At 54.7% G+C, this 7,215-nt stretch carries 4 protein-coding genes; 1 reads left to right on the forward strand and 3 read right to left on the reverse strand.

Translation table 11 applies throughout. The features are described from left to right. Positions 1-6 precede the first annotated feature (6 nt). The 3 genes from Z947_RS0102000 to Z947_RS0102010 all read right to left on the reverse strand — a co-directional run bounded on the left by Z947_RS0102000 (position 7) and on the right by Z947_RS0102010 (position 6,056). Positions 7-1,794, reverse strand: coding sequence for a type I secretion system permease/ATPase (locus Z947_RS0102000; RefSeq protein WP_025042638.1), 1,788 nt, complete (start codon positions 1,792-1,794; stop codon positions 7-9). A 182-nt stretch (positions 1,795-1,976) separates the two neighbouring features. Beyond that, positions 1,977-2,168: a DUF6447 family protein gene (locus tag Z947_RS0102005; RefSeq protein WP_025042639.1), complete on the reverse strand. Its 192-nt coding sequence runs from the start codon at positions 2,166-2,168 to the stop codon at positions 1,977-1,979. Positions 2,169-2,282: 114 nt separating this feature from the next. Next, positions 2,283-6,056, reverse strand: coding sequence for a DUF4214 domain-containing protein (locus Z947_RS0102010; RefSeq protein WP_025042640.1), 3,774 nt, complete (start codon positions 6,054-6,056; stop codon positions 2,283-2,285). A 498-nt stretch (positions 6,057-6,554) separates the two neighbouring features. Between Z947_RS0102010 and Z947_RS0102015 the strand changes: the two genes are divergently transcribed. Continuing rightward, the gene (locus Z947_RS0102015; protein ID WP_025042641.1) at positions 6,555-7,214 is read left to right on the forward strand and encodes a ParA family protein; all 660 of its coding nucleotides are present in this window, start codon (positions 6,555-6,557) and stop codon (positions 7,212-7,214) included. Position 7,215: the final 1 nt, after the last annotated feature.

Consider the following 7,215-nt stretch of genomic DNA (forward strand, 5'->3'; position numbering starts at 1 on the left):
CAGGTCTTAGGCGCGCGGCTTGTCTGACATGCTGACCACAGCAGGTGCTGCCGGCGCTGCGGCTTTTTCCTGCTGCTCTTTCTGGGCCTGAAGCTGCTGCTGTGCCTGCGCCTGTTGCGCGAACATTTCGCGGGTCGGGCCGAATTTTTCAACCGAACCGCCAACCAGCATCAGCGTCTTGTCGGTCAGGGCCAGCAAGTTTGCCTTATGCGTTACCAGAACAACCGTTTTGCCCTGCTTTTTCAGTTCCTGAATACAGGCCGCAAGCGCTTGCTCGCCCTGTGCATCAAGGTTTGAATTCGGCTCGTCCAGAACAACAAGGTTCGGCATACGGAACACCGCACGGGCCAGACCGACGCGTTGGCGCTGACCGCCGGACAGGGATTGCCCGCCGTCACCCACATCGGTGTCATACCCCTCGGCAAGCGTCTGGATCATGTCATAAGCACCCGACAGCTGCGCGGCCGCCGTGACTTCAGCGTCACCCGCATCTGGGATAAAACGCGAAATGTTTTCAGCAACGGAGCCGCGGAACAGTTTCACATCCTGCGGCATATAGCCCATGTGACGGCCCAGCTGTTCGGCATCCCAGTGATGCAGTTCGGTCCCGTCCAGACGCACAGATCCGCCAGCCGGCTGTGCCGCACCAACCAGATGGCGCACCAGCGTGGATTTACCCGACCCGCTTGGCCCGATCACCGCCAGCACTTCGCCCTGATTAACGGAGAATGTAATGCCCTTGAGCAAGGCTGGCTTGGCACCGGAGGCACCCGCTTTGGCTCCGGGGGCTGTCGCGACAAGACCCTGCACGCTTAGATTGCCCTTGGGGTCCGGCAACTGCATGCGGTCTTCTTCGTCATTCAGACTGCCGAAGATATTGGTCAGACGCTTGTGGGCCTGACGCGCGGCTACAAATTGCTTCCACTGCCCCACGGCCTGTTCCACCGGTGCCAGCGCGCGGCCCATCACGATGGAGGCAGCGATCATAATTCCGGGCGAGATTTCTTGCAGGATCGCCAGATAGGCACCCATGCCGAGAATGGCGATTTGCAGGCTCATGCGGACAAACTTGGTCGAGGCCATAATCGCCCCTGCCCGACCGGATGCTTTGGCCTGTTTATCAAGCACATCGTCATGCTGCGCGACCCAACGGTTGGTCAGCTGCTTTTCCATGCCAAGCGCGCGGATCACTTCGGCGTTCTGCACCGTGGTGTTCACGAAATGCGACGCACCCGCATTGGCGTTTCCGGCTTCGGCCAGCAGACCACGGGTGGCAAATTCATTGGCCAGCGCGAGGGCAAAAATGATCAGCGCTCCGACGGTCGCAACCATCCCCAACCACGGGTGAAAGGCGAAACAAAGCGCCAGAAACAGCGGCACCCAAGGCGCGTCGAAAAACGCCAAGATCCCCTGCCCCGTCATAAATTCGCGTACGCGATCAATGTCTTGCAACGTGGCATGGGCACCCGAATTCGGGCTCGCCAGCTGATGACGGATCACACGGTTAAAGGCGGGGTTCGCCAACATATCGTCAAACTGCAAACCCGCGCGCACCAAAAGCTTTGAGCGGATGAATTCAAGCAGACCGTAGGCCACCAACAGCGCCACCGCGATGCCGGAGATCATCAGCAGAGTAAATTCGTTCCGGCTGGCCAAGACGCGGTCATAGACCTGCAGCATGTAAAGCGGCCCGACAAACATCAGGATGTTGCTGAAAAAGCTGAACAATACCGTGGCGCCGAAAACGGCCCGGAACTTTCCATACGCTTGACTAAGAGGCGTCGTCGCTTTCATGCGCGAATATCCTTCCGCTGAATGTAGATCGACACCATTTCTGCCCGCCGTGGCGTCGTTTATTTTGGAAATTCATACACCAGACAGGGGTTTGATGCAATTGCCCTGCTCTAGCAGGTTGTGCCGTAGAAACAGAAACATGCCGGCCTGAATATATTGGCCGGCATGAGGGGAACGCAGTTTTAGGCGTCTTTTGGCAGAGCCGATTTCAGCGCCGCCGCATAGGCGTTGCGCGCGGTCTGTGTGATCGCCGCGTCGCGCTTGATCTGCTGCATGCGCTCGTCGCACAGGCGCATATTGGTCAGGTTGTCTTTTGCCTCGGCTGACAGCGCGTCGGTGTCATATTCTTTGTCGTCGATTTTAATTTTGGCCATGTCTGTTTTCCTTAACTAACGGGGCCACCCCCCGGATGTAAAAAAGCCCCCGAACTTGCCGGGGGCTTTCAATGTCGTTGGTGTCAGACCCCGAAGGATCTGACGAACAATCGCTTACGCGAAGTTGTCTGCAGTCAGCGCTGTCCAGTCGGTACCGATCAAGTTGATCGTGCCAACATTAACTGCTGTTGCGTCGCCAGCAGCAATGCCATCGGTAATGTGCCAAACTTGGCCACCGTTGTCACCTGTCGTGTCGTGAACGATCAGGATGTGCTCAGATGCCGTGGTGTCGTCATTAGCACCGAAGTAAGCGATTACTTCAGCAGCCTGAATGGACGTACCAACATCCACACCGTCAACGCTTGCAACAACATCAACCACAACGTCATCACCAGCTGAGGTGAAGGCGCGCAGTACATTTGAACCACCTGTGATCATCGAGAAGTCCAGAACGTCCTCTGCACCGTCAACAGCGGAATTTGCGGTAGTAGCGCCTGCGTCAAAGTTCAACACAGTATCAACACCGAAGCCTGCTTCGAACACCAGCGTCTCGTTGCTGGCACCGTTCAGGTCTGAAGCTGTAAGCGCAGAGGCTACAGTTCCTGAAACAGTTGGCTGAGAACCACCGTTGTCGTCGTTGGTTGACAGAACGAATACGTCCCTGGTGTTGTCACCGTCGACCATGATCGTGTTGTCAGATTCCGCCAAAGAGTCGACGTTGTTAACGTTCGCGTCGAACAGTTTACCCACTGCACCAGGTGTAACGTAGTTGGCAGTGAAATCAGCTGCGTCTGTAGCAGGAGCAGCGGTACCACCGTTCAAAACAACGTTGCCAAGGGCAAGTGACAGATCTGCTACGTCATGCTCACCGTCTGTTTTGCTATAGACGACCAGCGCGTTGCCGGGACCATCTACTGCTTCCAGAAGGTTGCTGAGAACCGCATCGTCATTAATCGCCTTTTTCACAGCCTGGTTCACAGCCTGTTCGGTGATTGTGACATTGCCTGCCGCATCTTTGGTCATCTCGGAAACCGGAATAACCGCAGATACGTCATAGGACGTACCGGCATTCACAGCACCGCCTGCACCAAAGTAAGACACAGTCACACTGACTGTACCGGAAGACAGAATTGCAGCAGGAGCGATCGTACCCAAAGTGTAGTTTTCGTTGGTTACGCCACTGATGTCTGTAGCATCTGGACCAACGAACTCGGCGTTAAACGCCCAGACAGCACCATAAACATAATCGATCTGATCATGCTCTGCGATGTTACGATCCAAAAGACCGGAAAGCTCAGACAGCTGAGCCGCACCGGAGTTGTCGGTGTACACAACGTCTGCACCGGCACCGTCGGAGATTTTTGCATCACCCCAACCGTGGGTCCAGATTGTATCGTTGCCAGCACCGCCAGCTACGTCAAAAGATGCAGCAGCGTTAACAACTGAGTTGGAATACCAACCGTCTGCATAATCAACAGCAGCAGGATTTGCCTGACCGTTATCAGTCTCCATGATGTAGTGATCTGCACCTTGCGCATCGAGAACTTTCACAGAAGTACCGATGTTTGTAGTGATCACGTCGTTGCCGCCGTTGCCATCTACATCAAGGTTGAAATCTTCGCGCGATCCGGTACCGGCCAATTCCAATGTCGAAGAAGACATGTTGAGCAGGAATTCGTCGTTGTTCGTGCCCAGATCGTAATCAAAGATCACGTCATCCGCTTCACCGTTTGAGCCGGTGTCCTGAATGTCGAGATACTTTTCAACAATCTCGTCTGTGAGCTCAGCTGTGATGTCAACAGAACCAACCATGGCCGCTGCGTTGATCACACGAACGTCAGAGAAACCGTAAATATTGTGCTGTGGTGCGGCACCAGGCATTGGGCCGTCTGTCGCAACACCGCTTTGAGTGTTTACAAAGACGCCGGTTCCAACGGTTTCATCAAAGTCGTCAGCTGTATCAGCAGGAGTACCATTGTCGTTAGTGACAACTTCTGTGAGCTCAGTAACGCCAGGGTTGGCTTGACCACGAACAGTCAGGTCACCGATCATTTCATCAGCGGCTGTTGTTGTGTTGTTTGGACCGTCGTTTTCACCGTTGGTGATGTTGACAACTTCCAGTGCGTTGTTGGTCGAGTTGATCGTCTGCAGCTGGCTGGAGCGGTCTACTTCGATGTCGAACTGCTGGATGCCGATGGAGTCGGATGTACCGTCGTCACCATCCTGGCGGCCTGTGGACATGGCACCGAACAGAGCGTCGCCACCCATGGAACCTTTACCAACATCGTCCAGCTCAACGTTCAAGCGGATCAGCTCTTCTTCAGTGATACGGATGGTGCTCAGAGCGCCGAAGGTATCTGTCGAAGGTGTTGCGCCGTTGTTGCCGGAGTCACGACCCAGAACGATAACGTCGTTGCTGCTTGCAGTGATCGTGTCAGCAGGAACGTCGAATGTCAGAACGAGTGGCAGTGTGAACTGGTTACCAACACCAACGGACACGGCTTGGCCCAGAGCTGCGGTGAAGCCGAGGTTCTCTGTCACGCCTGCATCAACCAATGCCTGCTGTGTTGCGTTCTCAACCTGGTCAAGCAGGTCCTGGAAGGACACGTTTGGACCGTATGTTACACCCAGCTCGTCCGCCAGTGTCACTGTGATTGGCTGGCCGTCAAACTGGAAGGCAAACGAAATCAGTGAAGATTCTGTCAGGTAACCGGTGGAAGATGCGCTTGGTGCTGGCTGACCAAAGGCTGCTTCCTGGTCGAGGACGCGGATTTCAAGTGTACCGAAGTTCTGGCTCGTGTTGACGGGCTGGTCAAAGTAAACAGCGTAGTCGACATTGCCGGGATCGGTGGAAACCATTGCAACAGTGATGTCACCGGTGAAGGTACCGTCTGTGTCGTCCTGGTCACGTGCGTCTTCGATAACGAGGTCCGCGCGGGAGTCGAAATCTTCCCAACGTGTCACGCCAGACATCTGACCTGCGTCGAGTTCAACGTCAACTTCAACAGTCTCGTCGCCGTTGCTATAGCCACCGACGTTGTTGTCAGCAGTAGAGTTCAGGTCGTTGGACTGGTTGGTGACAACAACAGTTTCAACGCTTTCTGTGCGCGCAGAGATTGCTGTGCGGCCGTCGTCAGAGTTGAAGAATGTCAGCGTGTCACGGCCGGAACCACCGTTCATGGTGTCGCCGTCCATCAATTCCATGTTGTAGGCTTCAAAGGTGTCGTTACCTTCGGTGCCTGTCAGGTTGTCGCGGGCTGAATCGGAAGACAGAATGATTGTCTCACCAGGAACAACTGGTGTGCCGCCGCCGCCTGGTGCGAAGAATGCGTCTGTTGTCGCTTTAGCTGTAACAACGGATGCGTCTGTGCCGTCAACATCGTCGATGATGGAACGTGCGCTTGCGCCGGTTTCGCCATCAAGGTCAAATACTGTGCCAGCTGCGTTTGCAGAGTCGGTCCAGTCCAGAGCAACGTCGATCTTGTTCATGATGATCGCGGCGTCGGCTTCCTGAGCACCTTCGATGATCGAAGTGATGATCTGACCAACAGTCAGTGCACCTTCTGCGCCGTCTACAGCGTTCTGCAGCTGCTCGGTCCAGAATGCCAGACCGGCCGCATCGGGGTCACGGTTGAACAGGTTCTGATACAGCTGCGTGATGAACGCGCTTGGCGTTGTGGAGGATGGATCCGCGAAGAACGGAAACAGCGCCTGCGTTTCGCTTGCTGCAGCAAAAAGCGTTGTGATGGAAACCAGGTTGAAACCGTCTTCACCGACGACGTCTTCCCAGAATGCGAGACCCGCTGGGTCTGCTGCGCGGTCATAGTAACCGATGTAGATAGCTGTAAGCGCTTGACGTGCGTCCAGCGTGCTCAGGTCGATAGCCATTGCTGTTCTTCCTCTTATAATTTAACTTTTGGAGCCCAATTTTCGACCCCGTCAACGTTGCTTGCTTTCCCTGTCGTAAATTTGGCTCTTCAAGATACACGTATTTAGATACACGCACCCGTCGCAAGCCGACATAGGTCAACTAGAACAGGCTTCTATAGTGTCGATTCCCATTCAACAAGACAAAATGTATAGCGAAACGCATACCCCTGTACAGTGAATTGCATACCATTCTATCGGGAAATGCTAATATGCTGTTTTAAAACACATTTACTAAATCTCTCTCTGCAAGATGTGGCGCTGCCGCAACAAGCTGATAGCCGCCACAGCTCTAAAAACTGCCGGATTGAGTCGCCGTACCCGGCTTAGGCAGAAAATCGCTCATACCGATATGAATTACCGGATAAATGAAATTACCGGATAAACATAATTACTGGATATTTTAAATTATCCGGTTAGTATAATAATCCGGTAACCAATAAGAAAGCAGATCAACCTATGCCCACCATCGTTGTCGCCTCTCCCAAAGGGGGGGCCGGAAAATCCACCACTGCTGTGCTTTTGGGCACGGAACTGGCCGCCGGCGGGATCTCCGTGACCATGCTTGATTGTGACCCTAATGGCTCTCTCACCCTATGGGCCGAGCGGGGGGAACTCCCGGACCGGATTACGGTGCTTTCGGACATTTCCGAAGCTGATATCGTACGCACGATCAAGGCCCACGACAGCGATGGCAAGGTGGTTGTGGTCGATCTCGAAGGGGTCGCTTCGCGGCTCGTCTCACGTGCCATCAGTCAGGCCGATCTCGTGCTAACCCCCATGCGCGCCACGACACTGGATGCCACCATCGGTGCCCGCGCCCTTCAGCTAATTGCCGAGGAGGAGGAAGCCTTGGACCGCACCATTCCACACGCCGTGGTTTTCACGATGACCAAAGCGATCCAGTCGAAACAGCACAAGGGTATCGCTATTTCGCTGAGCGAGCAGGGGGTTGACGTGATTGACCCTCCTTTGATGGAACGTGCTGCTTTTTCAGGGATTTTTGCCTTTGGCGGGGATCTCCACTCAATGCCCCCGCAGGGCAACATGCAAGGGGCGCGCGACAATGCCCGTGCTTTCGCAATGCAGGTTTACAATCGCCTGACAGGGGAGATCTAGG

Origin of the sequence: Sulfitobacter geojensis, from assembly GCF_000622325.1 — a bacterium.
In the GTDB taxonomy this organism is placed as follows: Bacteria; Pseudomonadota; Alphaproteobacteria; order Rhodobacterales; family Rhodobacteraceae; genus Sulfitobacter; species Sulfitobacter geojensis.